The following is a 25,208-nucleotide window of genomic DNA, read 5'->3' as shown; positions in this document are numbered from 1 at the left end:
CATGACCCAACAGGTTAAGCTGGCCGTGGTTGGGGCCGGCCTCATCGGTAAGCGCCATATTCAGCACGTCCTGGCCGAGCCCTCGGCGCAACTCAGCGCCGTGGTCGATCCCACGCCGGCTGGCGAGACCATTGCCAGCGAAGCCGGCGTGAAGTGGTTTCCAAGCTTGGCAGAAATGATTGCCGCAGACCTACCTGATGGGATCATCGTGGCTACGCCCAACCCGGCTCACGTTCAGAACGGGTTGGAAGCCGTTGAAGCCGGCATTCCTGCACTCATCGAGAAGCCTATCGCCGACGACATTATATCCGGGGAAAGGCTGATCGCAGCGGCTGAGGCAAAAGGTGTTCCTCTTTTGACCGGTCATCACCGCCGACACAATCCGGTGATGCAAAAGGCAAAGGAAATCATCGAAAGCGGAAAGCTCGGCCGCGTTCTTGTTGTCAATGCAATGTTCTGGCTATTCAAACCCGACGACTACTTCGACATCTCGTGGCGTCGTGAGCGCGGTGCGGGGCCGGTTTTCCTCAATCTCATCCACGATGTCGATAATCTGCGCTACCTTTTCGGCGATGTGGCTGCGGTTCAGGCACGCGAGTCCAACGCGGTGCGCGGCAACGCAGTTGAGGAAACGGCAGCGATCCTGATTGAGTTCAAGAACGGAGTGTTGGGAACTGCGACAGTCTCGGACGCGGTGGTCGCACCGTGGAGCTGGGAGATGACAACCGGAGAGAATCCGGCTTACCCCAAAACCGAGCAATCCTGTTACTTGATCGGAGGAACGCACGGGTCGCTGGCTGTTCCGTCACTCGAGGTCTGGCGCAATCCTGGTAAACGGAGTTGGTGGGAACCCTTTGACCAAACGCGTATCGACGTCGACAACCAGGACCCACTCGTTCTGCAGATCAGGCAATTCTGCAAGGTGATCCGCGGAGACGAACCGCCGCTTGTCAGCGGGCGAGAGGGGCTCAAAACCTTGAGGGTAGTCGATGCGGTAAAACGCTCGGCGGCAACGGGAGAACGTATCGAGTTGAACTGACGCCTGAGTAACGTGACCGCCTGCTCGCCCTTCGCGTCTCGTTGCATCCGATGCGATGAGAACGCCGGCTCAATTCCGATGCTAGGCATGCGCTTCTGGCGGAGGAAATCGTCGCCGCCGCTCTGTCTTCGCCGCCATCGAAACGCCCTGCTTCGGCAAGACGCAACGCTTCATCGAATTTCTGGGTGACTGCTCGAAGCCGACTTAAGGGAGAGATCAACGTTCGCCTTGACGTGCCTTTTTGTCATTCGGTACTTGGAGCCGGGTGTCCGAAACGGTCGCACCATGCCGTCTACTAGGTGCCCGTCCAACCACCGTTGTATGGCGGAAACCGGCCATATCCCCGTCATGTGAACGTTTCCCGCTGGCGGTCGCCGCTTGGATCGACCCCTGGCCAATGCGCATGGCGCGCTGCCGCCGCCGCGCCTGAACCCAGCAGCAATGCATCAATGCTGGAAAAGGAAATCCCGAGCGGCTTGTTGGTCGGCTGCACGGCGGGCCGGACGGCCTCGCCTTCGGCAATCAGGGTCAAAGTCTCGCCGAGCCACAGATCGACATAGGGCTCCAGCCCGACAATGAAGACGCCAAGGTAGTCCTGCACTCGCTCGGGTTCGAAGCGTTGTGGTTCGTAAGACCCGAAAATCGGAGGAAGGCAGCCGGCCACCGACACCTTCATCCCGGAATTGACCACCGCCATCCTCGCAAGTTGTCCGGAACAGGCGATCAGTTCAGCGCCTTCGGCATCGAGCGGGCCATTTTTTCTCTGTTGCGGGCCAGAGCCCGAGCCCTTGACGATCAAAATCCACAAACCCATATCGCCCGTTGGGCGGGCCGCTGTCGGTCCCGCCCATTCAAAATTCAATTGTTCGTTCGACTTGGAGGATCTTATGAACGATCGGATGTTCGACAGCCCTGTTTTCGTGAAAAATGGGAACAGCCTCATCCAGGAAATCGGGTGTATCGAGGACGCCCTGGAATTTCTCTACGAGTGGCCAAAAAACAGACGCGGCCCCATTTATGAAACCGCGCTGCGCGCCTGCCAGTGCGCTTTCGACAGCGACTATCCGCTGTCGGCCGCCAGGGAAGCCTTCTGCGGCTTCGCAAAGTCGGCCAGAATCCATGAGGAAGTGACCACTGCCTTGCCTTGGATGGTCAGCGGCAATCGCGGCCAAGGCGGCGGAGCGGTCGCTTAAGCTGCCGTAAGGGAGGTCACCATGCTGTCCAGACCCTTCGAAAAGCCGGTCCGCGTCTGGGTCGGACTGGGTTTTCCGCGTCAACTGAACACTGTCGCCGACGCCTACCAGTTCGCCGCCGATTGGTGCGGCAACAGCCCGGAACAGAAAGCGGCTATTCGCGCTTGCAAGGCTGCATTTGGTGGAAGATGTCGATTGTGAAACGGCAAGAGGGATTTTCGTAGCCTTTGCCCGCAAGAAGGACATCCTTATCGAGGATGAAACAATGCCTCTTGCGATTCCCAAAGTTCCATCAAGGCACGTCTGATTGGGCAGAGGCGGCGCGTCGTGCCGCCTCATCCACATGAGTTGGTTGAGCTATCTAGCGCCAATTTCGACGAGCACCATGGCAAAGGAAACACTGATTAGAACACCCGTGCATAAGGTCAACGCCGCACGATACGATAGCGATTGCCAGGACGCGTTGGCAGCGCATCTTGACGATCTGCTTGATCAAGCCGAAACCGCCGGCTGGGAGCGGAGCCGCGCAGCCTCTGCGTTGATGTATCTGCGGATTCCGACGTGAAGCCGGCCGCCATTCCGATCAAACACCGGCCGCCATTCCGGTATGAAGCCGGCCACCATTCCAACCAAAGACCGGCCGGTTTTCGGCACTGAAGATTACCTCCTGGGTCAGCAACTTTGGCATCAATTACCTCGCGATGAACGAGGACATTTTGATGCCGGCAAAGAGAAGGCTGACCATGAGACAGTTGAGACAAATGCTTCGGCTTGCCGGAAGCGGGACCAGCTCCCGCGAGATTGCGGTCGTGCTGGGAATAGCACGCAGTACGGTGCAGGATAATCTGCGGCGCGCAGCGGCAATCGGGTTGAGCTGGCCCCTGCCAGGCGAGCTGACCGATGACGCACTTGAGAACAAACTCTTCGCTCGCAATGCGTCAAACAAGGCACGCGGCGGCGCGCAGAGCCGAACTGGGCCGATCTTGCCGTCGAGCTCAAGAAGCCGGGCGTCACGCTCCTCATCTTGTGGGAGGAGTATCGAGGAAGTCATCCCGACGGATATGGCTATAGCCGGTTCTGCGAGCTCTTTCGCAGCTTCGAACAGCGGCTTTCGCCGACGATGCGCCAAGAACACGCCGCCGGCGACAAGGTCTTCGTGGACTATTCCGGCAAGAAGATCCCGATCGTTGATCGCGACACCGGCGAGCTCCGTGAGGCGGAGATCTTCGTGGCAGTGCTGGGTGCCTCCAGCTTCACCTATGCCGAAGCAACATGGACCCAGACACTGCCTGATTGGATTGGTTCACACGTCAGGATGTTTCGTTTCTTTGATGGCGTTCCCCGACTGATCGTCCCCGACAATCTGAAGTCGGGTGTCAGCCGCGCCAGCTTCTACGATCCCGAGATCAATCGCAGCTACGGCATGATGGCATCCCATTATGGCGTCGGCGTCCTTCCGGCACGGCCGCGACGACCGAAGGACAAATCGAAAGTCGAGAACGGCGTGCGTTTCGCCCAGTCATGCATTCTGGGGCGGCTGCGCAACCAAACCTTCTTCTCGCTGGCCGAGGCCAATGCCGCCATTCGCCAGGCACTCGATCGCATCAATGATCACGTCATGCGTCGGCTGGGCGTCAGTCGCCGGCAATTGTTTGAGAGCGTCGAGCGTGCCGCGCTCGCAAGCCTTCCGAGCAAAGACTACGAATTCGCCGAGTGGCGTTTGGCCCGCGTCTCGACGGATTACCACGTCGAGTTCAAGACCTTCTTTTATTCCGTACCGCACAGCCTCATTCGCCAGCAAGTCGATCTGAGAGCAACGGCACGCACCATCGAGATCTTTCACCGCGGCAAGCGCATTGCCGTCCATCAGCGCCGCTATGGCGGCCCTCGTCATGGGACGGATCCAGATCATATGCCCAGCTCCCACCGGCGATATGCCGAGTGGACGCCGGATCGTTTCCGTCGCTGGGCCGCATCCGTCGGGCCCGAGACGGAAGGCTTGGTTGTCGCAATCCTCGCCAGCCGCCCACATCCTGAACAAGGCTTTCGGACATGCCTGGGTGTCCTTCGCCTGTTTCGCGATATCCCACGCGATCGCGCCGAGGTCGTGTCAGCCCGTGCTGTCGAGATCGGTGGGCTGAACTGCAAGAGCATCGCCTCGCTTATCGCCAATCACAAGGCCGCAAGGCATTCCACCGAACCGACCGCCATCGTCGATCACGCCAATCTGCGTGGCCCTGATTACTTCCATTGAGGAGACACACCAATGCTCATCCATCCAACCATCGACATGCTGCGCGAACTCGGCCTTCATGGCATGGCCAGCGCCTTCCAGGAGCTCGACGCACAATCCGAAGCACGCGGCCTCGAGCATGGAGAATGGCTTGCCGTGCTGCTCGAGCGCGAGGCCACCATGCGCCGCCAGAAGCGTTTCGAAGCCCGCGCCAGGGCTGCCAAACTTCGCCATGACGCACAGATCGAGAATGCCGACTTTCGTGCCGCACGCGGTCTTGATCGCAATCTGTTCATGACGCTCGCCGGCTGCGACTGGATCAGAAAGCATCACAGTCTTCTCATCACCGGGCCGGCGGGCGTCGGCAAGAGCTGGCTGGCCTGTGCGCTTGGCCACAAAGCTTGCCGAGAGGATTTCTCCGTCGCCTATCACCGCGTTCCCCGGCTGTTTGCAACACTTGCCCTCGCGAGAGGCGACGGACGTTATGGCCGGATCCTCAAGCAACTCGCCAAAACCGACCTGCTCGTTCTCGATGACTGGGGACCGGAAAAACTCAATGATGACCAGCGGCGTGATGTGCTTGAGATCATTGAAGACCGCTACGAACGCCGATCGACAATCGTCACCAGTCAGTTGCCCCTGGATCGCTGGTACGAGATCATTGCAAACCCAACTCTGGCCGATGCCATCCTGGACCGCCTCGTTCACAACGCCTATCGCATCGATCTCACCGGTGAAAGCATGCGAAAACAGCGCTCGCCAAGAGCCTCTGAAACAGCGCAAGCTTGACCTGAAACGAAACCCAACCCAAACATCAACGAGACCCAGGATCAGTCCGAAAAATGGCCGGCTTCAAATCGGAACACCGGCCGGAATGAAATCGGAATGACTGGCCGGCTTCAAATCGGAATCGATGGCCGGCTTCGTCGGAATACGCAATGTATCTGGCTGCAAAGAGACTCCGCGTCCCCTGATCACCGAGCGGCAGCTTTACGTGGCGGGTCGGCCGGCGCGGCATGCGAGCACAGCCGGGTAGAGCCAACGGAACCATTTTCTGTTGCGTCCGTTGGGGCGTTTGAAGGGAACATTCCACAGATGGTTGATGACCAGGGGAGGCCACAGGCTGCGACCGACGGCCTCGTTGGCCGTCTGGTCAGAGAATCCGGCATAACGGAAGCACAAGCCCTCGATCTCATCACTCTTTTGGGGCGCGACTGGGCATCGCTCATTCGCGAAGCCCGCTTTCTGACTGCAAAACTGTAGACGTGCGCTGGCCGCACACTCCAGCCGGCGGATGAGAGACAACTCGCTTAGGCCGACAGATCACAAGTGGCTAACCTCGGGCAGTTGGACGTTCGCCTCATCGCGAGCGATGCGCCACGGCCTGAAAAGTCGGGCCCAGCGAATGGCTGAGTATCAACTCAAGTCTGAAAGCAGGACGAGGCCCCGCGCGGTGCGCGAGTTCTTGGCTTCTCTTGCCACATTTTTAGCTCGGGCTTCCATTGCGGTGCCCTGCGCGAAGCGGAACGTCGGTGACGAGCTCGATCGAAATCTACAATTGCCTCGCTATCCATGTGGCAATGCCTTATGGACAACAATGCAAAATCCCAAATTCACTCAGCCCGTGAGCGTTCGGGCTGGCACCCAAGACCTCGAGACAGTCATCACCGACGTCTATGAATGCTCGTCATTTCTGCTTCGGAAGTGGCCGGGCAAGCGTGGGCCGTCGCATCGCGCCGCGCTCCAGGCTTGCCACGACGCCAGCGCGAACAAAAAGCCCATATCGAGCGTTCGGCGGGCGTTCGCCTTGGCGGCGCGCGAGGCTGGTATTCTGGTCGGGCAGTAACGGACCGGTTTGCCGAGCAATAAGGTTACCGGGCCAAAGGACATGAAAAGAACGACCGTCTTCGTCAGGTCGTTGGCAGACAGGTCAAAGGACGTCCCCATGTCACACTCGTCACGGGCATTCTACACAAGTTCGAACGGCGACCGCTGGCTGGTCGTCAAGGTCGGCGAACGCGACGAGATTTTCGTAAGGCATGAGCCAAACCGGGCCTCGGGCGGTCAACCTTCGGTGGTTGACATCGAGACGTTCATGGCCTGCAGACCTGGCTCACCTGAAGGCAAAGCCTTGATCGATCTGCTCGACCAACTGCGCAGCGAACAGGACCGGGAGGGCATGGATAGGCTAGGCGATCGATAGATAGCCAACCTACTAGGGCGTCGGCATACCTGCGCCGTACCGATCACGTCTTCCGCCCACCCCTTCGCGCCGCCTCCGGCTTGATTCTGATACGCAACGTTCCGCCCTCCGGGCGGTCGATTTCGAACGCGTTCGTCTTGCGGACGAGATCGCTCAGCTTGCGAAAGCCGAAGGTGCGCGGATCGAAGTCGGAAGCCAGATTAGCAAGCTGCGTGCCGACCGCACCGAGCGGAACCCAGCCATCCTCGCTTTCCATCTGCGCGATGATCTTCCGGATGATCGGCACGGACGCTGAGGGCGGCTGCAATGGCTTCATGCTCGATGGGGCCTCGGGCTCGTTCGCGGGCGCGGACGGCAGCAGGTTCTCGGCATAGACAAATCGCCGGCATGCCTGGCGGAAACTCTCGGGTGTCTTCTGCTCGCCAAAGCCGAACACGTCGATGCCCTGCTCGCGGATACGGGCGGCCAGTCGGGTAAAATCGCTGTCGGAGGAAACCAGGCAGAAACCGTCGAACCGACCACTATGGAGCAGATCCATCGCGTCGATGACAAGCGTGATGTCGGAGGCGTTCTTGCCTGTCGTGTAGGCGAACTGCTGCTGGGGTATGATTGCGTGCTTCGAAAGAACCTCGGCCCACGCTTTCGAGCGCGAACTCGAAAAATCGCCGTAGATGCGACGCACGCTGGCCTCGCCAATCTTGGCGATCTCCTCGAACAGCCCATCGGCGATCTTGGCCGAGGCATTGTCGGCATCGATCAGAACGGCAAGTCGTGGCGAGCGCGGTTCGGACGGCATCATAGTCTTTCCTTTAGCGCTGTTCGCGCCACCTGAAGTTCTTGCTCTCAATGTCAATGATATCGCCGCAGCTCGGGCATTCCATCTCGGTGTGGGTTCGAATCCAGCCGACGAGGATCTTTGCCTGATGATGGCACCGGGGGCATTCTACGTCGATTTCGAAGCTGTCGGTCTCGCGCTGCGTCATCGCCATGCCTAAGCTTTCGTCAGCAGCGGGCTCTCGCTGTTCTTTCCGCTCTATGGATAAAGGTTTCTCCTTCGCAGCTTTCCCGGCAAGCTTGGCTTCTTTCTTGGCCGCTTTGGCCTTGTCTCGTTGACTGCGCTCGTATCGATAGTTCGGCTTCATCGCCATTCGAACTCTCCTATCTGGTAGCTCCGCAGGCCGAATGCTGGCTGGAGGATCGCTACCCGGCCAGCGCGCGGATTCAAACCGCGCACCCGCTGTCGCCAGTTCAGTAGATTTCTACCATGCGGTTGTAGCTGATCCCGCCCCCGCAAGCGCGGCGAGGAATGCGGCACTCGCGTCATCGGCAGCACCATCTTCGGCGCAGCGCTTCATTGCGTCGGTCCAAGCGAAGCTGTCGTTTCCTGGCCAATGGTCAAACAGGAAATCCGAGGCCTGTGCAACGGACTCAATCAGAGTGAAACCGATCGGACCGGCGATATAGACAACCACGGGAACCCGGAATTTTTTGCCAGCCATCGCGCACCCTACGCCCGGTTGCATGGAAAGACGAGCATGGCAGGGGCGTATTGTTTCACCTGCCTCGAGCGCTGCTACCTGAAATCGGCGGCGGTCAAAGTGTAGGAGTCGCGGCGGTGGCGGGCATAGACCTTGCCTGCCACCTGCTGGATGGAGGTACGCAAGCCATCGAATGCCGAAAGATAGGCCGTCTCTACGCTAGCCTTCCCACCCAGGACAATGCCGTCTTTGGCCAGAGCCGCGGCCTCGATGAAGAAACGGATTTGAAACATGCCGTCATGACCGATGAAGTAGACGCCGTTGCGCTCCTGATCAAAGTTTCGGCTGGGGTTCGGGAATGCGAGCGTCATGACTGGTCTGCCGGTTTCTCGGGCGCAACGAAGAACCGCGCGGCGATCCTCTCCTTGCGGCGCTCACTGCTGCAAAAGTTGAGGCACAGCATGCTTTTCGTCGCCTCCGAACGGCTGAGCCCGATCATGGAGGCGCCGTTCACATGGGCTGGAATGCCCGTGAAGACGTGATAGACGGTCCAGGAACGATCGGCTTCGACGCGACGGCCATATTGGTGGTCCCCAAAGCAGCATGCCTGCGCGCCGCCTGCATTTTCCTCGCGGGGATAAGGCCAGGCGTCGCGAGCGGCATCGGTGCGATGGTCGCTGGCGTTCATGATGTCGGCCCTTTGTCTATGTCCGCCTGCGCGGCGATGATGCTGGAATAGATCGTCGCGCCGTCGGCGTCGGCGATGGCGACGGCATCCGGCCACTGCGGCATGTTCAGCGTTCTTGCCAGAAGCCGCGCAATCTCGATCGCCGCGTCGAGGTCGGCGGCGTCCACGGTCTCACGGCCGAGGACGGCGTGCGCGTCGTCGGCAACGCGCGTGCGATAGAATTCGATCATGACCTTCATAGGAGTCCGTCTCGCGCAAACATCTGCCGTCAGCCCTTGCTCTTGCTTTGAGCGTGGGGGCCGCCGGTACCTTTGATTTGGCCGAACGCACTCTCAGACTTGACCGGAATCTTTTCCTGCTTCGGCTTCCTGATCTCTCGGTTCGGGTGCTTCTGTCCCTTGACCATGTCCGAACGTCCTTTCGATGAGCATTATGCCGCCGTCCGACACCTCGTCGACCGGTTCCAGCCTGTCCTCCGTCACCATCCGCTCGTGTGGTTCGGCGTCGCTGCGGATGCGGTTTTGCGGCGAGTTTCCCCTCGGCGGCAGGGTACGGTTGACATGGTAGATTTCACCGGTCTTCGGACCAACGCCGGGACCGCCTTTAAGCCGGACCGCCTGTCCGATGTCAAAAAGCCGTGTCGGGGCTCCGTGCTGGATTGGTCGTGCATTGCGTTGCATGAGGGTTGTCATGATTGCCTCCCGTCCTTGTCGAGCGCGGCCTCGAGCGAGACCGCTTCGATCGGCACCATTTGCTGCGTGGATCCCCTCGCGGAGATCGCAGGCAGGTAAATGAAAGTTGCCACGCGGCGCCATGCGGTGCGGGAAGCCCCTTCGAGAGATTCCTCGTCGAGATCGACGCGATACTCTCCGGCTGGCTGCGGCGCATCGAAGCCCGGCAGCATAAACGCCACATTGAAGCGAACGACGGTCGGCGTGGTGCGAGCGGTCACTTTGCGGCTTTCTGCGGAAATGCGCGCATGCGCCTTCGCTTAGCGAACCGGCAAAACAGTGTTCGGATACCGCCAGCACATCCGTGGTCAGCGCCGGCATCATTTCAGGGTTCGAACGAAGCGAGATGCCGCGCCGGGAGCGGCGCAATGCATTCACTGTCGAAAATTCGGAGGCGGATGGCGAGGCTTCATGATCACGAAAGCCACCTCGACCAAATCAACGAATTTTATATATGCGCCCCAATTGCGCTGCGAACAAGACGGCGATGGCGTTTTTTATTGGTTAAATAAAAATTCGAACACCGAGGTCAAAAAAAAAATCAGCAAAAATTCTCCTCATCCAACGCGATATTTTACACGCCTCGCAATTATTGAGGCAGACAATTTTGCCGACCTGGCGAATAATTTCGGTTCTCCTATCTATCGCGAGGCAAGCAGTCTATAGAAGGATATGCGCACCCGTTCAGCTACACGAAAGAAGCTGCCGTCGAAGCTTGGTCGCCCGACGGTCGCGCCAACCGTGAAGCCTGGCATTTTGGGCACATCCGGAGTCTCGTCCAAGCGCGAACCGCATCGCGCTTTCGGCAAGCTTGGCACCAAGACGCCGCTCGCTGTCGCGACGGGGCTCATTAGCGCGAACGCGATAATGGGGACGCGCGTGAGGTCGGCGCTCCCTTCATATGGTCCACTCGCCTTGAAGGTGTGTGTCGCGTTCTGGATTGCCGCTGTGCTGGCCTCGGTTTTTGTCATCATAAAAGCCTGAGGCGGTCGACATTCGTCGAGACGCGAAAACGAGAAGGATGCGAACATGGCAAACCGCTACGCGCTTCGGATGGACGAGCCGAACAGCTGGACCGTTTTCGACGTCTTCACCGGCCAACCTGCCGAGTTTGAGAAAAAGATGATGATCGGCATCAAGACGCGCCGGGCGGAAAAGATCGTTGGTGAACTGAACACTCAGGACGCCAAGCGGCGGGAAGAGACCGGCCGGGAAACCTGATTGCGGCAAGGCCGATTTTGCGGGTCAGCGCTCCTGGCCCGATCATGTGGAGCAATCGCCGAATGTCGACTGCCTCCTGCAGTCATTTCACTTGAAGGGATAAGACCCATGAGAACCATGAAAACACCTGATGCCCCGCCCGTCGTGATCGTGGCGGTCGCGAAGTCATCCAAGATTATCTCAGCTCGGCTCACGATCAGAACCGACGAAGCAGCCAGGCGCAGGATCGCTGACACCGACGGCACTCTAAGGCGGGCACGCGAACTCGCGGAACGCAACCGCCTGATTTGAACCCAACCGTCCGTTGCTAAGCGTCTCGAGGACGTCGTTGCCACGCTTCTAGCTGGGGAGTGAAAAGGCGACGGCCACATAGGATCCGACCGTTTGTCCATTCAGACGATGGCTGCCGGCCAAGCAGTGCTTCAGCTTGAAATTTGATCGGCGCATCCCCAGGCTCGGACTGCTGGCGCTACCTGCGGGGATCAACCAGCAATTCGGTCTCGACCAGCATCCGCTCACCGTGCTCTATGCATGCTCTCGTGTGAGTGGGCACCTGCCCATCGCTTGCGGGCGGATGCGGGTAGCTTTCTGCAATGGCACGGTCTTGTCTTGGGGCATGATGGCGCTCCGATCTTTGCATGACGGGAGCCCGCTACAGTCTCTCAGCCGCCAACGTCCTTGGTAAGTTGTCGGCGATAGCCGAGTTATACGGCGACGTGCAGATTGGGCAAGGAGACTGCTGCTAGCCAAGCCATGGATATTGGCGAAAGGCATGGCGGCGGGGCCGCCGGTCTGGAGGAACATCTGTCCCGTAGGGGCGCGCCTATTGGGATCGAATTGATCGTCGCTACCGGCAGCTACGGTTCGCGATTGGCACCCCCCATTCTTTCCTTGCAGCGTTGGGTCCAGAAGCCTACGCTCTACCAATCGTCAGCAGCGATCTAAGGGACGTCGGCGGCTGAGAGACTGTAGCGGGCTCCCGTCTGCAAAAGATCGGAGTCGGCGAGTGCCTTCCGAGGACAATGACCTTCTCCCGACCCGATGCGGTGACGAGCAACTCCTCGGAGCACTGCGTATAATAGCCCGCCAATATCGAGGCGGATCAGCCAAATTAGGGCAAATGTTGGTTGGGGTGACGCTTCAGACCGCGATAGAGGAATATGATCGCCGTCCAGTAGACATGAACCTTTTTCAATGGCTACAGGCCATAATGCAGCAGCATTTGAATTGATCGAAGGGCAAGGCGGACTAAGCGGTCGAAAACCGCGGCTACCATATGATACTGTGACGCACGGCTTGGCGTTCGGGATATCCGCTTCCAGACCGCAGCGACGCCGGCTTCAATGACCGACATCTGCCATTCAGAGAAGCTAGATGCGATCGTCGAGTGGCTGGATCAGATTCTTGAATCAACTTTGGCGAACAGCTTCGCAACCCATTGGAGAATAACGATTATGTTAGTCGCTGAGGACGTATCAAGACCGTTGATTTTGTTGAGTTTTTCTTGCATCAAGATCAAATAACTCCCGCACCGTTCCGCATGGCTTCCGCGACCGACCTCGTCCAGTCGAATTTCACTGGCCTACGCGCGCCCAGGAGAAGCCCTGAACTGAAGTCAGGGACCGCGCCCAGAAACAGGCAGCTTTTGATCAGCCCCGGCCAGTGGCGAAAAATCGGACTTGGCCAGCACAAATGCCTGCCGCGCCTGTTCGGTTGTCATCTGGCCGGCGATCGCGGCGTTGCAGCTTCTCACCGCGCAACTGTCTACCGGTCCCCGACGGGCCTTAGGCCATTGATTCAAGAACACGAGCGCCTCCCGTACCGAGTTGATGTCGTGGATCACGTCGTTGGTCTTAACCTGGACGGGGGCAAGGAAAGCCAGAACCGTCATTGTTACCTCCCTGTGATTGCAGGTTGATTCAGCTCCCATGAGGCGGCTCTTTTGTTTGGGTCTGTCGGACGGCTAGCTAGCCGTTCACGGAAAGCTTTCGAACGTTGGGTCGAGGCCGCACGGGTGGATCGGCCTGCACGACATAGTCCAGTTGCTGTTTCTCAGCGAAGGCCACTGCTCCTTCGCGGGTGGGAAAATCCAGTTGCACGTGGGTAAGTGTGTCGCCCCCGCCGCAATAGCCCATCAGATGATCGATGACGGTCGGAGTTCGGCGTTCGAACTCAAGGCGCCAGGGCCGGCACGTAACCCGCGCCGATGTGGTGACTGGGCGGCTAGGCCGAAATATCCGTGCCGATTTGTGGGCCGCTGGAGCCGGGGTGTTGAGACCGCCATCGAACAGTTGGATTTCCTCGCCCTGCCAGGACCTTAAGGCGATGCGGCTCGATTGTGTGGTTCCTGTGAGTATCTCCGTCATTTGACGTTCCTCGCCATCTGCGAGGACCGGGGCTCATCGAGCCCCGGTCTTGCTTCGCGACCGTCATTTGTTGCCGTTGATTGCAATGCGCTTGGCGTTTGCCTGCGCCTTTTTGGTCTTCGGCAGTGTCACAGTGAGCACACCGTTCTTGAACGTCGCCGCCACCTTGTCGTCTTCAACCTCACGACCGAGACTAAAGCGCCGCTCAAAACGCCCATAATAGCGTTCGCTGAACTGGCGGTCCTTGTCCTCGGTCTCTGCTTTCTTCTCGCCGCGAAGCGTCAGAACACCATCATCCAGCATGACCTCGACGTCGTTTTCATCGAGGCCCGGGATTTCGGCTGTCACCCGGATTTCCTTGTCGGTTTCCGAGAACTCCACGCTTGGCCAAGTGCCGTTGAGAGGTGCCATGCGGCCCAGGACCGAAGGCGTATCAAAACCGCGGAACACCTCGTCGAATAGCCGGTTGACATTGCGGTGCAACGACAGGAACGGATCCATGTCGTCACCGCGATAAATGCTCGGTGCCTGCTGGCTGCCGCCGCGGCTCCAGGGAATCAAGTCACGTACGCTCATTTGTCCTTCTCCTTTCCGTTTTATGGTCGCACCCAGACCCCACCCACGACAGGACGGGGCGTCTGCTGCAGGCCGACCGCCAAAGATCAGGCCGCCGCGCTTTCAATGCGCTTGGACGCCGCCTTCTTGTCGGTCTCGACATTGATCGCGATGCGGCGCGGCTTCATCTCCTCGGGAATTTCTTTCTTGAGGTCGATGATCAGCAGACCGTTTTCGAGCTTTGCCCCGACAATGGTCACATGATCGGCTAGTTCGAAGCGGCGCGCGAACGACCTCAACGCCAGGCCATGATGGAGGTACTGAACCTCGTCGTTCTCTGTCTTGGCGCCCTCGATCACGAGCATATTTGGCTCATGCGTGATCGTAAGCTCGTCTTCACCGAAACCGGCGACCGCGAGGACAATGCGGTAGGAATCTTCGCCGAGCTTGGCGATATCGTAGGGCGGCCAGTTGTCCGCGTTCTGCGGCGGGCTGGCGTTTTCGAGCAGGTTGAAGATGCGGTCAAAGCCGATGCTCGACCGATAGAAGGGGGAAAAGTCCAGGTTCGTTCTCATAACTACATCCTCCTTGGAGCAACATAGATACGAGGGAACGCCAAGAAGCATGGCGCTCCCTGACACATCAGCCCCTTATGCGGCGACCGACGAGAATGAGTTGGGAATTGACTTCCGCAGCGTCAAGAGGAACCACCAAGGCAGTTTCTCGACCGCCTTCGAATGGCCGGTGGCAAGCGCTCCATCGAATACCCATCTGCTTCGCTGGTATTTCGAACGGAGGAAAAAGGATGACCATGACACGCCAAGACGTTGTCTCGGTCCTCGGACTCGTGGACAACGCGACGATTGCGGAAATCATCGCGTCCGGTGCCACGCTTGAGGAGTTGAGAGAGGCATGGGCCTGGGCCTTTGGTGATGAGCCGTTGATGAGCCAGGGACGACCGCTGCCGGGGAACACGGGTGGCAACGCTAATCGACCTGATCGAGCCCGACGACGAAGCCGACCTGGTGGATCCGGCCCAAGGGGACTCGGGCGCCGGCTATTGAATGGTGAAGATGCCGTCTATGACTTGCCATTCAGGCAGGCGCACTCATTAGTGCGATCCGCTTGGTAAATTGTCTGTGCCGAAGAAGTCATCCGAAATGTATGAACAGGCAATGATAAGGGGCTGGGCTTTCCCGCGCCCGTTGCCCCGGTGACGCGCCGCTCTGATGCTGCGGCAGTAGATTACCGCCGCAGTGAATTTAGCCGTCCAATTGGCGCGATCACAGTTTCCAGGAAATTGGACGCCTCGTTTCTGGGAGAACCCGTCGCGCGAAATCCAGAATGGCGCCGCGACCCCTGCAATGCTCGTTCGTCTGTTCCCCAAATCCAGTGGAACTGACCGATCCGGGCGCATCGTTTTTTGGCGTTTTGGCTGCTGCACAACGCCATCAGCATCAACAAAGAGGGCTTTGCTGCAACCGTCTTGGCCACTAGCCTGATGGCGGTGACCTGGCGGACCCGGCCTGGGCCCGGCTATTGAATGGTGAAGATGCCGTCCGCCGCCTTCCAGTCGGAAGGCCGGATCAAGCGGTGATGGGCGACGCGCACGGAATGGAGCGCGCCTTCGAGTTCGCGCTCCCAGTAATCCAGAAACCCCTTAAGGGTCGGGAATTCCGGTGCAAGATCGTATTCCTGCCAGACGTAGAGCTGCAAAAGGCTTGGATGATCGGGAAGGTGGTAGTGGATCTCCGCGGTTGTGAGACCGTAGCCCTCCATCTGCAGCTGGAATTCCCTGCTGACCATGCTTCTCTCCTATCGCGCGCGTTCAGGCATCAAGTCTTTGCGGGCGATCCCGGGCCTGCTGTTCCTTGAAGTCACAGCCTACCTCGCCGCGACTATCGTCCAGGCAGCGAAGTGCATCCATGACCGCGTCAAACGTCACGGAGCTCGCGGCACCCGGTGGCTTACGCAGCGCAGGCATGGATTCGACAGCACAGGCATCCGACGCCCATGAGGCAAGAATGGCGCGCTTTTCCTGAATGTCGAGCGTACGGTGGCCCACCACCTCATCGGGGTGATTAAAGTGCCGCGCCGGGAACAGCAGGCGGTCAAGCGAAGGATCAGAGGTTTCAGGGGCGATCGAGGGGATGTTTTTCGACAAGGTTCGTTCCATCGATGGTCTCCGTTTCCTGACAATCTCCTTGGCATGGTTGTCTACTTGGGACTCCAATCGCAAAAAATTTCGTGGAGTTCGGATCGAATTTCAAGACCTGCAAATCGCGCGCCCCAGCGAAAATAGCTTCATGAATTCATGTCCCTAGCACTCTTGAATGCAGAGTGCCAAAATTTTTCCAGCGACCCCTTGAAACTCGAAAATTCCAAAACTAGCTCGATATGCGCGCGATGCCTGAACAAGGGTCGCGGCGCCCCGCACCGGCCCGACATTGCCGGTCCGGTGTGGAGGAACCTCAAAAATCTGTTTGTCCTGAAGGAGAACGATATGACGTTCCGTCCATTGCATGACCGTATCCTGGTCCGCCGCATCGAAGCCGAGGAGAAGACGGCCGGCGGCATCATCATTCCCGACACTGCCAGGGAGAAGCCGCAGCAGGGCGAGGTGATTGCCGTTGGCCCGGGCGCCCGCGACGAGAGCGGCAGGCTCACCCCGCTCGACGTCAAGATCGGCGACCGCATCCTGTTTGGCAAGTGGTCCGGCACTGAGATCAAGCTCAACGGCGAGGACCTGGTCATCATGAAGGAAAGCGACGTGATGGGCGTGATCGAGGAGACCGCGGCGGTCAAGAAGGCCGCCTGACCGAGGCTGTGGTCCAACCGCAATCCGGTCAAAGAAACTGCCTATTGAAGGAGTGATCCAATGGCTGCCAAGGAAGTGAAATTCCATTCCGACGCCCGCGATAAGATGCTGCGCGGCGTCAACATCCTCGCCGATGCGGTGAAGGTCACGCTCGGCCCCAAAGGCCGCAACGTCGTCATCGACAAGTCGTTCGGCGCCCCGCGCATCACCAAGGACGGCGTCACCGTCGCCAAGGAGATCGAACTCGAGGACAAGTTCGAGAACATGGGCGCGCTGATGGTGCGCGAGGTTGCCTCGAAAACCAGCGACATCGCCGGCGACGGCACCACGACTGCGACCGTTCTCGCCCAGGCCATCGTCAAGGAAGGGGCCAAGGCCGTTGCCTCGGGCATGAATCCGATGGATCTGAAACGCGGCATCGACAAAGCCGTCGAGGCTGTCGTCCAGGAGTTGAAGACCAACGCCCGCAAGGTGACCAGGAATGACGAGATTGCCCAGGTCGGCACGATTTCGGCCAATGGCGATGCCGAAATCGGCCGATTCCTGGCCGAAGCGATGCAGAAGGTTGGCAACGAAGGCGTCATCACGGTCGAGGAAGCAAAGACCGCCGAAACCGAGTTGGAAGTCGTCGAAGGCATGCAGTTCGACCGCGGCTATCTCAGCCCGTATTTCATCACCAACCAGGACAAGATGCGCGTCGAGCTGGAAGAGCCTTATGTTCTGATCCACGAGAAGAAGCTCTCAAATCTGCAGGCTCTGCTCCCGGTGCTGGAAGCCGTAGTGCAGTCCAGCAAACCCCTGCTGATCATCGCGGAAGATGTCGAGGGCGAGGCGCTGGCGACGCTTGTGGTCAACAAGCTGCGCGGCGGCTTGAAGGTTGCGGCCGTCAAGGCGCCGGGCTTCGGCGACCGCCGCAAGGCGATGCTGGAGGATATTGCCATCCTCACTGGCGGCACCGCGATCTCGGAAGATCTCGGCATCAAGTTGGAGAACGTGACGCTGCAGATGCTCGGTCGCGCCAAGAAGGTGGTGATCGAAAAGGAGAACACTACCATCGTCGACGGCGCCGGCTCGAAGAGCGAGATCCAGGGGCGGGTCACGCAGATCAAAGCGCAGATCGAGGAAACCGCGTCCGACTACGATCGCGAGAAGTTGCAGGAGCGGCTGGCCAAACTCGCCGGCGGCGTCGCGGTGATCCGCGTCGGTGGCTCGACCGAGGTCGAGGTCAAGGAACGCAAGGACCGCGTCGACGATGCCATGCACGCGACCCGCGCTGCGGTCGAGGAAGGCGTCTTGCCAGGTGGCGGCGTGGCCCTGCTGCGGGCCGCCAAGGCTCTGGACAGGTTGCAGGCCGAGAATGAGGACCAGAAGCACGGTATCGAGATCGTGCGTCGCGCAATCGAGGCCCCGGTGCGGCAGATCGCCGAGAACGCCGGTGCAGAAGGCTCGATCATCGTCGGCAAGCTTCGCGAGAAACCGGAATTCGGTTACGGCTGGAATGCACAGACTAATGCCTTCGGCGACCTATACAAGGAAGGCGTCATCGATCCGGTGAAGGTGGTGCGGACCGCGCTCCAGGACGCGGCATCGGTTGCCGGCCTGCTGGTGACAACGGAAGCGATGGTTGCCGAGAAGCCGAAGAAGGAACCCGCGGCTCCGGCGATGCCGGGTGGCGGCATGGACTTCTGATGGGTAACGACACTCCTGACAGATGGGCACAGCAATGAATATGTTGAACTTAAACGCAATCCCTTCGCCGTCACGCGCGGCCACCGATCTGAGCTACGAAGCCGACCTGAAGGTCGCGCTCGACCCGGTGCTGGACGATTTGCTCGACAGAACCGAGGCTGCGGGTTGGGACCGGCGCAAAGCGGCATATACGATAATGTTTCTGGCCGCTCGCAAGCTCACGGACACCAAACCGAGCCCAGAAATCGCACCTTCAGTGAGTTGATGCCCGCCGCGCCCTGAAGGGGCCCGGCGGCTCTGGCATTCGAACTGGTTCAGGCCGGCACGAAATGACGGATCGGACAACGGGGTCCGGTCCACCAAGGCAGACCCGATAGCCAGCCGGCCGCGCCGAGAGGAGCAATCTACGTTTCGGGGCCGAAAAATGACTGTGCGATCGTCAAGTTACATCGGCGTGCTCGCCGCATTCTATCTCGCGCTTACACCAATGCCGGCGTACCCGGCCGCAGCCGAGCCCGTCGTCAACGCCACTACCCAACGACCGCTGCCGGACGTCCTTGAACAGGTGACGCCTGCGGTGGTCAATATTGCCGTAACCTCGAAATCGCCTGGGCAAACCAATCCGCTCTACAACGATCCCTTCTTCCGGCGCTACTTCAACACGCCTGAAGCACGGCCCAGGCTGAGCGCCGGTTCCGGCGTCATTGTCGATGCCGAAAAGGGTCTTATCCTGACCAACCATCACGTCGTCGCCGATGCCAGTGAGATTTCGGTAACGCTCAAGGATCGCCGCCATTTTAAAGCGGAACTTGTCGGCAGCGATCAGGCGACCGACATCGCCGTGCTCAGAATCAAGGCAAGCAGGCTAGCGGCGCTTCCTTTCGGTAACTCCGATACACTTCGCGTGGGCGACACTGTTGTGGCGATCGGCAATCCCTTCGGCCTTGGCCAGACAGTGACCTCAGGAATTGTCAGCGCGCTCGGCCGCAGCGGCATCAACATCGAAGGCTATGAGGATTTTATCCAGACCGATGCCTCGATCAACCCCGGCAATTCCGGCGGGGCGCTTGTAACTGCCGATGGAAAGCTGGTCGGCATAAACACTGCGATCATAGCGCCGGCCGGCGGCAATGTTGGCATAGGCTTTGCAGTTCCGATCGCGATGGTGTCATCGGTGATGAGGCAACTGATCGACCGTGGCGAAGTGCGCCGCGGCCGCATCGGCGTTGCTGTACAGGACCTCACGCCAGACCTCGCGGATGCACTCAACCTCACCGACAGTTCGGGCGCCGTCGTCGGTAGCGTCGAAGACGGTTCTCCAGCCGCCAGTGCTGGCCTCCAGGCCGGCGATGTGATTGTGAGCGTCGACAGGCACCCGATCTCCGGCTCAGCCGATCTGAGAAACCGAATCGGTTTGACACCGGTCGGATCCGACGTGGCCGTCGAATATCTGCGCGATGGCGCACGCAAGAGCCTGACTATCCGTGTCGCGCCAGAGAACGCGGCACTGTCCGCGCCAGCGCTGCCGGATCGTCTGGAAGGCGCGCAATTCGCGGACGCGGCCGGCAACGTGGTTGTCTCGCGCGTCGAGGAGGGCAGCGCCGCGGCCAGGGCAGGATTGCGCGCCGGCGACGTCATCGTTGCGATCAACCGGAAACCGGTTGCCACCGTGGCCGAGTTAACAGCCGCGTTGCGCGAGGCTAGCGGAACGATCGCCCTGGATCTGTTTCGCGGTGGAGAAAAGCTGTTCCTGGTGCTTCGCTAGGAGCCCTGTTGCTAGAGCACTTTAACACTAGGAGAAGGAGATGAGGAAATCTGTTCGATGGATCCTTGTCGCTGGGATCAAAGAGTCACTCGTCGTGTGTTCATCGAGGGCGTCGAGCGTCACTTCGACGGATTTGATATCATTCAGGCCAAGAACAAGGGACGAACAGGTGGCAAACGGCTTTTTGTGCCGATCACACCGATGCTGTCTGAGATCCTGGATGCGGCCGACAGGCGGGGCGAGACTGTCCTGGTCAACGGCTACGGGGACCCATTCTCCGGCAAGTCGCTGACTGGAATGATGGCACATTCGTGCAAGCTTGCCGGCCTGCCCAAGGGCCCGACCTTGCACGGGCTGAGGAAGTCGCTCGGCATTTATCTCGCCGAGGCAGAGGCGTCGACGAGACAGCTCATGGACGTACTGGGCACGACGACATCGATCATGCGGAACTCTATTCGCTCGAGGCATCACAGGTTCGGCTGGCGGTACAGGGTATGGATCGAGTCGTGCGTCTGGTCACGCGCAAGCCGATGCTTGGCGAACCTGTTGGCGAACCTCCCTATAAATCCTTGATAAATAACGATAATGGTGGGCCCGGAGGACGCGCTCAAATTGTTGATTTAATTTAGCTTTTCGCGGGCGAAAATCGAGAGCTTTCCCGTATCGTTTCGTATGGTTCCGCGGCTCATTTAGTTCGAACATCAGATTCTCTAACCAATCTGTCAGACGCCCTCTTGCCTCCATCGTGTCACCAACTGGCGCATTGGCGAACGGCCGAAATGGGGCCGCAAGCAGAATGGCAGCATTCCGCCTTCGCGACGGCGCATTCAGAAGTTCACACCTGCCTCCGCAAAATACCACCGTTGCCGCCAAATCACTTTAGATTCAAGCGGGAACGCGATCCGACAGAAAGCGGCGCCAGCCGCCGAATGACGAGATGTCAGAAGCGCCCAGCAAACCCACGGATTCCACCAGAAAGCCTTTGGCGGTGCTGCCGTCGTCAAGCTCTATACTGCCAATGCCCAGCGGCGGCGGGATGGCGGCTACAAAGTGGCCGAAAGCGTCGGCAGGCAGCCGCCAGACCTCTACCTCGATCGCAGTGCCGCCGTTCCCCACACGGACGAGTCCCGGCTTGGGCGTGGCCTGGCCCGCAAGCTCATAAAGCTTGTATGAAGGGGCCGTCCTCATCGCCCGGCAGAACTGGGCGCCGGCATCTTTGAGCTGGCCATTGAGCGGCATTCCCGAGAGGTGAGCGCCGACCACCACCAATTCGATCGTGCCGTCTTCGGCCGATGCGCCGACAGGTCGGGCGTTCGGTTGCCGCCAGCCGGTCGCGCCGAGGGCGAGACCGCTCGCGGCATGGAGATCGCGCGCGACGGACGCCACAAGGCCGTCCATTCCGGCGGTCGCGAGCAGCGTCACGCTCATCGGCAGGCCGTCATCGCGCGTGCCGGCCGGCACGGCGATGCCGCACATGTCGAGCAGGTTGACGAAATTGGTGTAGGTGCCGAGCCGGCTGTTGGTCTCGACCGGATCGGCGAGCACCGCGGCGGTGGTGTAATGCGTCGGAGCGGTCGGCACGCAGAACAGGTCGACCGAGGCGACGACCGGGGCGAGCTTCGCCTTGTAGGCCTGCAAGGCATAGAGGCCGCGAAAGGCGTCCGCCGCCGACAGACTTCTGGCGCCGCCGATGATCGTGCGCGTCACCGAATGCATGGCGGTTTCGTTGGCTTCCATGAAATCGCGGATCGCGGCATAGCGTTCGGCCACCCAGGCGCCCTCGTAGAGCAGGTTGGCGGTGGCGTAGAAATCGCCGAACGGGATTTCGACCAGCCGGCAGCCGAGCCGCGACAGCATGGCAAGCGAGGCCTCGAAGCCGGCCTGCATCGCCGCATCGCCGAAGAATTTCAGGTCGGCTTTCGCCGGAACGCCTACGCTCAGCACCGGCGGGCGCGCGGCGAGCGGCTGGACAGCGACGCCGCGCGAATAGGCATCGGCGGCATCGCGCGCCGCTGCGACCGAGAATACCGCATAGGCGTCATCGACGGTCAGCGCGAACACCGACACGCAGTCCAGCGTGCGGCAGGCCGGCACGACGCCGGCCGTCGACAACGCACCGACGGTCGGCTTCAGCCCGACGATGTTGTTGAGGCCGGCCGGAATGCGGCCGGAGCCGGCGGTGTCGGTGCCGAGCGCGAAAGAGATGATGCCGCGCGCCGTTGCCACCGCCGACCCCGAGGAGGAACCGCCCGGCACCAGCTCAGCGTCGATGGCGTTACGCGGGATCGGCCAGGGCGTGCGCACGCCGACGAGGCCGGTGGCGAACTGGTCGAGATTGGTCTTGCCGACGACGAGCGCGCCGGCGGCCTTGAGCCGCGCCACCACCGTGGCGTCCCTGTCGGGCCAGTAGGTGTATTCGGCGCAGGCCGCCGTCGTCGGCATGCCGGCGACGTCGATGTTGTCCTTGACGGCGAAGGGAACACCCCACAGCGGTTTTGCTATTGCGTCGAACGGGCCGAGCGCTTCGGCCGCGGCAAGCAGATCCGCTCTGGCGGCGAGATGGATGAAGATGCCCGGATCATCAGCCGTCTCGATGCGGGTATGAATCGTCGCGACCACATCGCCAACGCCGACGCCGTCCCGGTAAGCGGCGTGCAGGCTTGCTATGTCGAAGTGGACATCACTCATTTCGTCTCCCCCAGAATGATCACCGGCAGGTCCCATTGGATCAGCACGACACAGCCGTCCTTCGTCCACACCGAATGCTCGGTCCCGACCGGATTGAGGATCACGCTGCCGGCAGGATAGTCGCCGTTCTCGTCGCTCTGGGTGCCTTCCAGCACGACGATGGTCTCCAGCCCGACATGGCGGTGGCGCGGCACGCCTGCGCCGGGCCGGTATTTCAGGATCGCGACCGACGGCTCGACCGGCCCGCTCTTGAGGAGCCAGTGCACGCTGATGCCGTCGCGAAAATGCTCGAACGCCAGATCGCGCCAGCCACCATCGAGCAGGCCGGCAAAAGCGAGATTAGGCATTGGCAATTCCCTCGAGCACCTGGTCGGTTGTCGCCGTCCAGCCGACGATGGCGCCCTGCGCCCTGATCATAGCGATCGCCGCCGCCTTGAACTCGGGAAAATAACTTTCCGTCGCGTCCTCGGCGAGCAGGCACTCATAGCCGCGATCGTTGGCCTCGCGCATCGTCGTCTGCACGCAGACCTCGGTGGTGACGCCGGCAAAGACCAGCTGCTCGGCGCCGAGCCTTTTCAGGTCATCGCCGAAGGAGGTTGCATAGAAGGCGCCCTTGCCCGGCTTCTCGATGACGATCTCGCCGGGCAGCGGCGCAAGTTCGTCGAGGATCGCCGTGCCCGGCTCGCCGGCTATCAGCACCCGACCCATCGGGCCGACATCGCCGATACGGATCGACGGATTGCCGCGATTGCGCTTGGCCGGCGGCAGGTCGGAAAGGTCCGGCCGGTGGCACTCCATGGTGTGGATCACCGGCAGGCCGGCGGCGCGAAAGCCCTCGATCAGCTTCTTCACTGTCGGCACGATCGCCACCACCCGGCTGACGTCGTTGCCGAGACTGGCGCCGAAGCCGCCGGGCTCGGCGAAGTCTCGCTGCATGTCGATGACGACCAGCGCCATGGTCCGCGGCTTGAAGGCGAACGGAAATGGCTGCGCTGCGATTTCCGCCATCAGTGATGTCCCGCCATGTGCTCGCCGATGGTCTGGACACTGGCCTGCGCGATCGGCGTCTCGTAGACTAGGACGCCGTCCGACATGACGAAGATGCGGTCTGAAAGCTCGAGCAGTTCGTCGAGATCCTCCGACATCAGAAGCACGGCGGCACCCGCATTGCGCGCCTTCATGATGCGGGCGCGGATCTCGGCCACGGCCGAGAAGTCGAGGCCGAAGCACGGGTTGGAGACGATCAGCAGATCGACTTCGCCGGTGAGCTCGCGGGCAAGCACGGCGCGCTGCACATTGCCGCCCGACAGCGAGGCGATGGGCGACGATAGCGATGCGGTCTTGACCTTGAACTGCTCGACCAGCCTGGCGCTGAAGGATTTGATGGTGCCTGCGCTGATCCAGCTAACCGGCTTGCCGTTGCTGTCGATGTCGAAGGTGCGGAACGAGATGTTCTCGGCCACCGTCATCTTCGGCGCGCAGGCGTTCTTCAGCGGCTCTTCCGGGATAAGGCGGACGTTGAGCGCACGCGCCTCGGCGCGCGTCGCCGCATAGGCGGTGCCGCGCACCATGACGTCGCCGGCATCGCGGGGGCGCTGCCCGGCCAGCACTTCGAGGAATTCCTTCTGGCCGTTGCCGGAAATGCCGGCGATCCCGACGATCTCGCCGGAGCGCACGCCGAGATCCTCGATCCGGATCGACTTCAGCCCGGTGCGGTCAGGCGCCTTCAGCGACCTGATCTTCAGAACCGTCTCGGCATCGGCCCTGGGCGCTGCGCGGCTGTCGAGCGCTGCGATCGGCTGATCACCGATCATCATCGCCGCCATGACTTTGCGGTCGAGGTCGGCGACTCGGCCGGTGCCGGTCAGCCGACCCTTGCGCAGCAGACTGACGTCGTCGGCAAAGGCCGTGACCTCATGGAATTTATGCGAGATCATCAGCACGGTCAGGTCGCCCGCTTTTGTCATGGCACGCACAAGGCCAAGCACCTCCTGCGCCTCGCCGGGGGTGAGCACTGAGGTCGGCTCGTCCAGAACCAAGAAGGAGCGGCCGAGATAGAGCTGCTTGATGATCTCCAGCTTCTGCTTCTCGCCGGCCGCAAGCTCGGCCACCTTGACGTCGAGCGGCAGTTTGAACGGCATGCGATCCATGAACACGGCAAGGTCGCCGCGCTCCTTGCGCCAGTCGATCACGCCGGGCACCGTCTCGCGCGAAATAACCAGGTTTTCCGCGCCGGTCAGCGACGGCACGAGGGTGAAGTGCTGGTAGACCATGCCGAGGCCGAGCGCCGATGCGTCCCTGGGGCTGGCGATCGCCACCTCGCGGCCGTCGACCAGGATCTCGCCGCCGGTCGGGCGATAAAAGCCCATCATGCATTTGACCAGCGTCGACTTGCCGGCGCCGTTCTCGCCGAGCAGTGCGTGGAACGATCCGGCCGGCATCTTGATGGAGACATCGCCCAGCGCCGTGAAGGCGCCGAAACGCATGGTCATGCCAATGGTCTCGACCCCGACGGCCTTGCCAGTGATCGCGCTCATCCTG

General features: G+C 60.5%; 33 protein-coding genes and 4 pseudogenes. 18 read left to right on the top strand and 19 right to left on the bottom strand.

Annotated elements, in window-relative coordinates; all coding sequences use genetic code 11:
* The first annotated feature begins 1 nt into the window (after window position 1).
* The gene (locus EN853_RS14515) at window positions 2-1,039 is read left to right on the top strand and encodes a Gfo/Idh/MocA family oxidoreductase (RefSeq protein WP_127860447.1); all 1,038 of its coding nucleotides are present in this window, start codon (window positions 2-4) and stop codon (window positions 1,037-1,039) included.
* A 346-nt stretch (window positions 1,040-1,385) separates the two neighbouring features.
* On the opposite strand, the pseudogene EN853_RS34575 reads toward EN853_RS14515, so the two are convergent.
* Window positions 1,386-1,781 (bottom strand): annotated as a pseudogene (locus tag EN853_RS34575) (homocysteine S-methyltransferase family protein); the annotation flags it as partial.
* A gap of 145 nt (window positions 1,782-1,926) precedes the next feature.
* On the opposite strand from EN853_RS34575, the gene EN853_RS14505 reads away from it, so the two are divergent.
* From EN853_RS14505 to EN853_RS14475, 8 genes and pseudogenes are all read left to right on the top strand, one after another.
* Window positions 1,927-2,232, top strand: coding sequence for a DUF982 domain-containing protein (locus EN853_RS14505; RefSeq protein WP_127860445.1), 306 nt, complete (start codon window positions 1,927-1,929; stop codon window positions 2,230-2,232).
* A 21-nt stretch (window positions 2,233-2,253) separates the two neighbouring features.
* Window positions 2,254-2,433 carry a hypothetical protein gene (locus EN853_RS34570; protein ID WP_245516981.1) on the top strand — a complete coding sequence of 60 codons (180 nt, stop codon included), beginning with the start codon at window positions 2,254-2,256 and terminating at the stop codon, window positions 2,431-2,433.
* Between the two features lie 184 nt (window positions 2,434-2,617).
* Entirely contained in the window at window positions 2,618-2,797 is a 180-nt protein-coding gene (locus EN853_RS14495) for a hypothetical protein (RefSeq protein ID WP_127860444.1), read from the top strand.
* A 154-nt stretch (window positions 2,798-2,951) separates the two neighbouring features.
* A pseudogene (gene istA, locus EN853_RS14490) lies at window positions 2,952-4,486 on the top strand (IS21 family transposase).
* 12 nt (window positions 4,487-4,498) lie between these two features.
* Window positions 4,499-5,254 (top strand): IS21-like element helper ATPase IstB, encoded by a 756-nt coding sequence (gene istB / locus EN853_RS14485; protein WP_127860443.1) that lies wholly within the window; start codon window positions 4,499-4,501, stop codon window positions 5,252-5,254.
* Between the two features lie 306 nt (window positions 5,255-5,560).
* On the top strand, window positions 5,561-5,728 hold the full coding sequence (locus EN853_RS33950) for a hypothetical protein (RefSeq protein ID WP_167524477.1): 168 nt from the start codon (window positions 5,561-5,563) through the stop codon (window positions 5,726-5,728).
* Between the two features lie 31 nt (window positions 5,729-5,759).
* Complete coding sequence (locus EN853_RS35295; RefSeq protein WP_348631576.1) at window positions 5,760-6,311, top strand: DUF982 domain-containing protein; 552 nt, start codon at window positions 5,760-5,762, stop codon at window positions 6,309-6,311.
* Window positions 6,312-6,410: 99 nt separating this feature from the next.
* Entirely contained in the window at window positions 6,411-6,668 is a 258-nt protein-coding gene (locus EN853_RS14475) for a hypothetical protein (protein WP_127860442.1), read from the top strand.
* A 43-nt stretch (window positions 6,669-6,711) separates the two neighbouring features.
* On the opposite strand, the gene EN853_RS14470 is transcribed toward EN853_RS14475, so the two are convergent.
* The 8 genes from EN853_RS14470 to EN853_RS14435 all read right to left on the bottom strand — a co-directional run bounded on the left by EN853_RS14470 (window position 6,712) and on the right by EN853_RS14435 (window position 9,786).
* Window positions 6,712-7,464 carry an NYN domain-containing protein gene (locus EN853_RS14470; RefSeq protein WP_127860590.1) on the bottom strand — a complete coding sequence of 251 codons (753 nt, stop codon included), beginning with the start codon at window positions 7,462-7,464 and terminating at the stop codon, window positions 6,712-6,714.
* A 13-nt stretch (window positions 7,465-7,477) separates the two neighbouring features.
* Complete coding sequence (locus EN853_RS14465; protein ID WP_127860441.1) at window positions 7,478-7,816, bottom strand: hypothetical protein; 339 nt, start codon at window positions 7,814-7,816, stop codon at window positions 7,478-7,480.
* A 111-nt stretch (window positions 7,817-7,927) separates the two neighbouring features.
* Window positions 7,928-8,167, bottom strand: a complete 240-nt coding sequence (locus EN853_RS14460) for a DUF982 domain-containing protein (protein ID WP_127860440.1) — start codon at window positions 8,165-8,167, stop codon at window positions 7,928-7,930.
* 74 nt (window positions 8,168-8,241) lie between these two features.
* Window positions 8,242-8,517, bottom strand: coding sequence for a DUF1488 domain-containing protein (locus tag EN853_RS14455; RefSeq protein WP_127860439.1), 276 nt, complete (start codon window positions 8,515-8,517; stop codon window positions 8,242-8,244).
* Window positions 8,514-8,834 (bottom strand): hypothetical protein, encoded by a 321-nt coding sequence (locus tag EN853_RS14450; RefSeq protein WP_127860438.1) that lies wholly within the window; start codon window positions 8,832-8,834, stop codon window positions 8,514-8,516. The genes EN853_RS14455 and EN853_RS14450 overlap by 4 nt, the downstream gene beginning before the upstream one ends.
* Window positions 8,831-9,073: a hypothetical protein gene (locus EN853_RS14445; RefSeq protein ID WP_127860437.1), complete on the bottom strand. Its 243-nt coding sequence runs from the start codon at window positions 9,071-9,073 to the stop codon at window positions 8,831-8,833. The genes EN853_RS14450 and EN853_RS14445 overlap by 4 nt, the downstream gene beginning before the upstream one ends.
* Before the next feature lie 93 nt (window positions 9,074-9,166).
* Entirely contained in the window at window positions 9,167-9,526 is a 360-nt protein-coding gene (locus tag EN853_RS14440; RefSeq protein ID WP_127860436.1) for a hypothetical protein, read from the bottom strand.
* Complete coding sequence (locus tag EN853_RS14435) at window positions 9,523-9,786, bottom strand: hypothetical protein (RefSeq protein WP_127860435.1); 264 nt, start codon at window positions 9,784-9,786, stop codon at window positions 9,523-9,525. Before EN853_RS14435 ends, EN853_RS14440 begins: the two co-directional genes overlap by 4 nt.
* Window positions 9,787-9,976: 190 nt before the next feature.
* Here EN853_RS14435 and EN853_RS14430 point away from each other — a divergent pair, with 190 nt between their 5' ends.
* The 3 genes from EN853_RS14430 (at window position 9,977) to EN853_RS14420 (ending at window position 11,077) form a co-directional block, all read left to right on the top strand.
* Complete coding sequence (locus EN853_RS14430) at window positions 9,977-10,231, top strand: hypothetical protein (RefSeq protein WP_127860434.1); 255 nt, start codon at window positions 9,977-9,979, stop codon at window positions 10,229-10,231.
* A 363-nt stretch (window positions 10,232-10,594) separates the two neighbouring features.
* Window positions 10,595-10,786 carry a hypothetical protein gene (locus tag EN853_RS14425; protein ID WP_127860433.1) on the top strand — a complete coding sequence of 64 codons (192 nt, stop codon included), beginning with the start codon at window positions 10,595-10,597 and terminating at the stop codon, window positions 10,784-10,786.
* A 108-nt stretch (window positions 10,787-10,894) separates the two neighbouring features.
* Window positions 10,895-11,077, top strand: a complete 183-nt coding sequence (locus tag EN853_RS14420) for a hypothetical protein (protein WP_127395197.1) — start codon at window positions 10,895-10,897, stop codon at window positions 11,075-11,077.
* Window positions 11,078-12,401: 1,324 nt separating this feature from the next.
* Here the strand turns inward: EN853_RS14420 and EN853_RS14415 are convergent.
* The 4 genes from EN853_RS14415 to EN853_RS14400 form a co-directional block, all read right to left on the bottom strand.
* Complete coding sequence (locus tag EN853_RS14415) at window positions 12,402-12,677, bottom strand: DUF982 domain-containing protein (protein WP_127860432.1); 276 nt, start codon at window positions 12,675-12,677, stop codon at window positions 12,402-12,404.
* A gap of 76 nt (window positions 12,678-12,753) precedes the next feature.
* Complete coding sequence (locus EN853_RS14410; RefSeq protein ID WP_127860431.1) at window positions 12,754-13,152, bottom strand: NADH dehydrogenase ubiquinone Fe-S protein 4; 399 nt, start codon at window positions 13,150-13,152, stop codon at window positions 12,754-12,756.
* Between the two features lie 63 nt (window positions 13,153-13,215).
* Window positions 13,216-13,728, bottom strand: a complete 513-nt coding sequence (locus EN853_RS14405; protein ID WP_127860430.1) for an Hsp20/alpha crystallin family protein — start codon at window positions 13,726-13,728, stop codon at window positions 13,216-13,218.
* Between the two features lie 86 nt (window positions 13,729-13,814).
* Entirely contained in the window at window positions 13,815-14,282 is a 468-nt protein-coding gene (locus tag EN853_RS14400; RefSeq protein WP_127860429.1) for an Hsp20 family protein, read from the bottom strand.
* Window positions 14,283-14,512: 230 nt separating this feature from the next.
* Here EN853_RS14400 and EN853_RS34565 point away from each other — a divergent pair.
* Window positions 14,513-14,771, top strand: a pseudogene (locus EN853_RS34565) (hypothetical protein).
* Between the two features lie 472 nt (window positions 14,772-15,243).
* On the opposite strand, the gene EN853_RS14390 reads toward EN853_RS34565, so the two are convergent.
* A complete protein-coding gene (locus EN853_RS14390) occupies window positions 15,244-15,513 on the bottom strand; it encodes an usg protein (protein ID WP_127860428.1) in 270 nt (89 codons plus the stop codon).
* A 22-nt stretch (window positions 15,514-15,535) separates the two neighbouring features.
* Window positions 15,536-15,883 carry a hypothetical protein gene (locus tag EN853_RS14385; protein ID WP_127860427.1) on the bottom strand — a complete coding sequence of 116 codons (348 nt, stop codon included), beginning with the start codon at window positions 15,881-15,883 and terminating at the stop codon, window positions 15,536-15,538.
* 327 nt (window positions 15,884-16,210) lie between these two features.
* Here EN853_RS14385 and EN853_RS14380 point away from each other — a divergent pair, with 327 nt between their 5' ends.
* From EN853_RS14380 to EN853_RS14360, 5 genes and pseudogenes are all read left to right on the top strand, one after another.
* Window positions 16,211-16,525, top strand: a complete 315-nt coding sequence (locus EN853_RS14380; protein WP_127860426.1) for a co-chaperone GroES — start codon at window positions 16,211-16,213, stop codon at window positions 16,523-16,525.
* A gap of 60 nt (window positions 16,526-16,585) precedes the next feature.
* On the top strand, window positions 16,586-18,214 hold the full coding sequence (gene groL / locus EN853_RS14375) for a chaperonin GroEL (protein ID WP_127860425.1): 1,629 nt from the start codon (window positions 16,586-16,588) through the stop codon (window positions 18,212-18,214).
* Window positions 18,215-18,248: 34 nt separating this feature from the next.
* Complete coding sequence (locus EN853_RS14370) at window positions 18,249-18,479, top strand: hypothetical protein (protein WP_127860424.1); 231 nt, start codon at window positions 18,249-18,251, stop codon at window positions 18,477-18,479.
* A gap of 159 nt (window positions 18,480-18,638) precedes the next feature.
* Complete coding sequence (locus EN853_RS14365) at window positions 18,639-19,979, top strand: Do family serine endopeptidase (protein WP_127860423.1); 1,341 nt, start codon at window positions 18,639-18,641, stop codon at window positions 19,977-19,979.
* A gap of 57 nt (window positions 19,980-20,036) precedes the next feature.
* Window positions 20,037-20,494 (top strand): annotated as a pseudogene (locus EN853_RS14360) (tyrosine-type recombinase/integrase); the annotation flags it as partial.
* A 370-nt stretch (window positions 20,495-20,864) separates the two neighbouring features.
* Here EN853_RS14360 and atzF read toward each other — a convergent pair.
* The 4 genes from atzF to EN853_RS14340 are packed head-to-tail and all read right to left on the bottom strand — an operon-like array spanning window position 20,865 to window position 25,204.
* Window positions 20,865-22,667 carry an allophanate hydrolase gene (gene atzF / locus EN853_RS14355; protein ID WP_127860422.1) on the bottom strand — a complete coding sequence of 601 codons (1,803 nt, stop codon included), beginning with the start codon at window positions 22,665-22,667 and terminating at the stop codon, window positions 20,865-20,867.
* A complete protein-coding gene (locus EN853_RS14350; RefSeq protein WP_127860421.1) occupies window positions 22,664-23,014 on the bottom strand; it encodes a cupin domain-containing protein in 351 nt (116 codons plus the stop codon). Before EN853_RS14350 ends, atzF begins: the two co-directional genes overlap by 4 nt.
* On the bottom strand, window positions 23,007-23,675 hold the full coding sequence (locus EN853_RS14345; RefSeq protein WP_127860420.1) for an isochorismatase family cysteine hydrolase: 669 nt from the start codon (window positions 23,673-23,675) through the stop codon (window positions 23,007-23,009). The genes EN853_RS14350 and EN853_RS14345 overlap by 8 nt, the downstream gene beginning before the upstream one ends.
* Window positions 23,675-25,204, bottom strand: a complete 1,530-nt coding sequence (locus EN853_RS14340) for an ABC transporter ATP-binding protein (protein WP_127860419.1) — start codon at window positions 25,202-25,204, stop codon at window positions 23,675-23,677. The genes EN853_RS14345 and EN853_RS14340 overlap by 1 nt, the downstream gene beginning before the upstream one ends.
* Window positions 25,205-25,208 lie beyond the last annotated feature (4 nt).

Origin of the sequence: Mesorhizobium sp. M1C.F.Ca.ET.210.01.1.1 (assembly GCF_004791585.1) — a bacterium.
Taxonomy (GTDB): Bacteria; Pseudomonadota; Alphaproteobacteria; order Rhizobiales; family Rhizobiaceae; genus Mesorhizobium.
The sequence above is the reverse complement of the archived record's forward strand: the minus strand, read 5'-3'. Positions and strand labels throughout refer to the sequence as shown.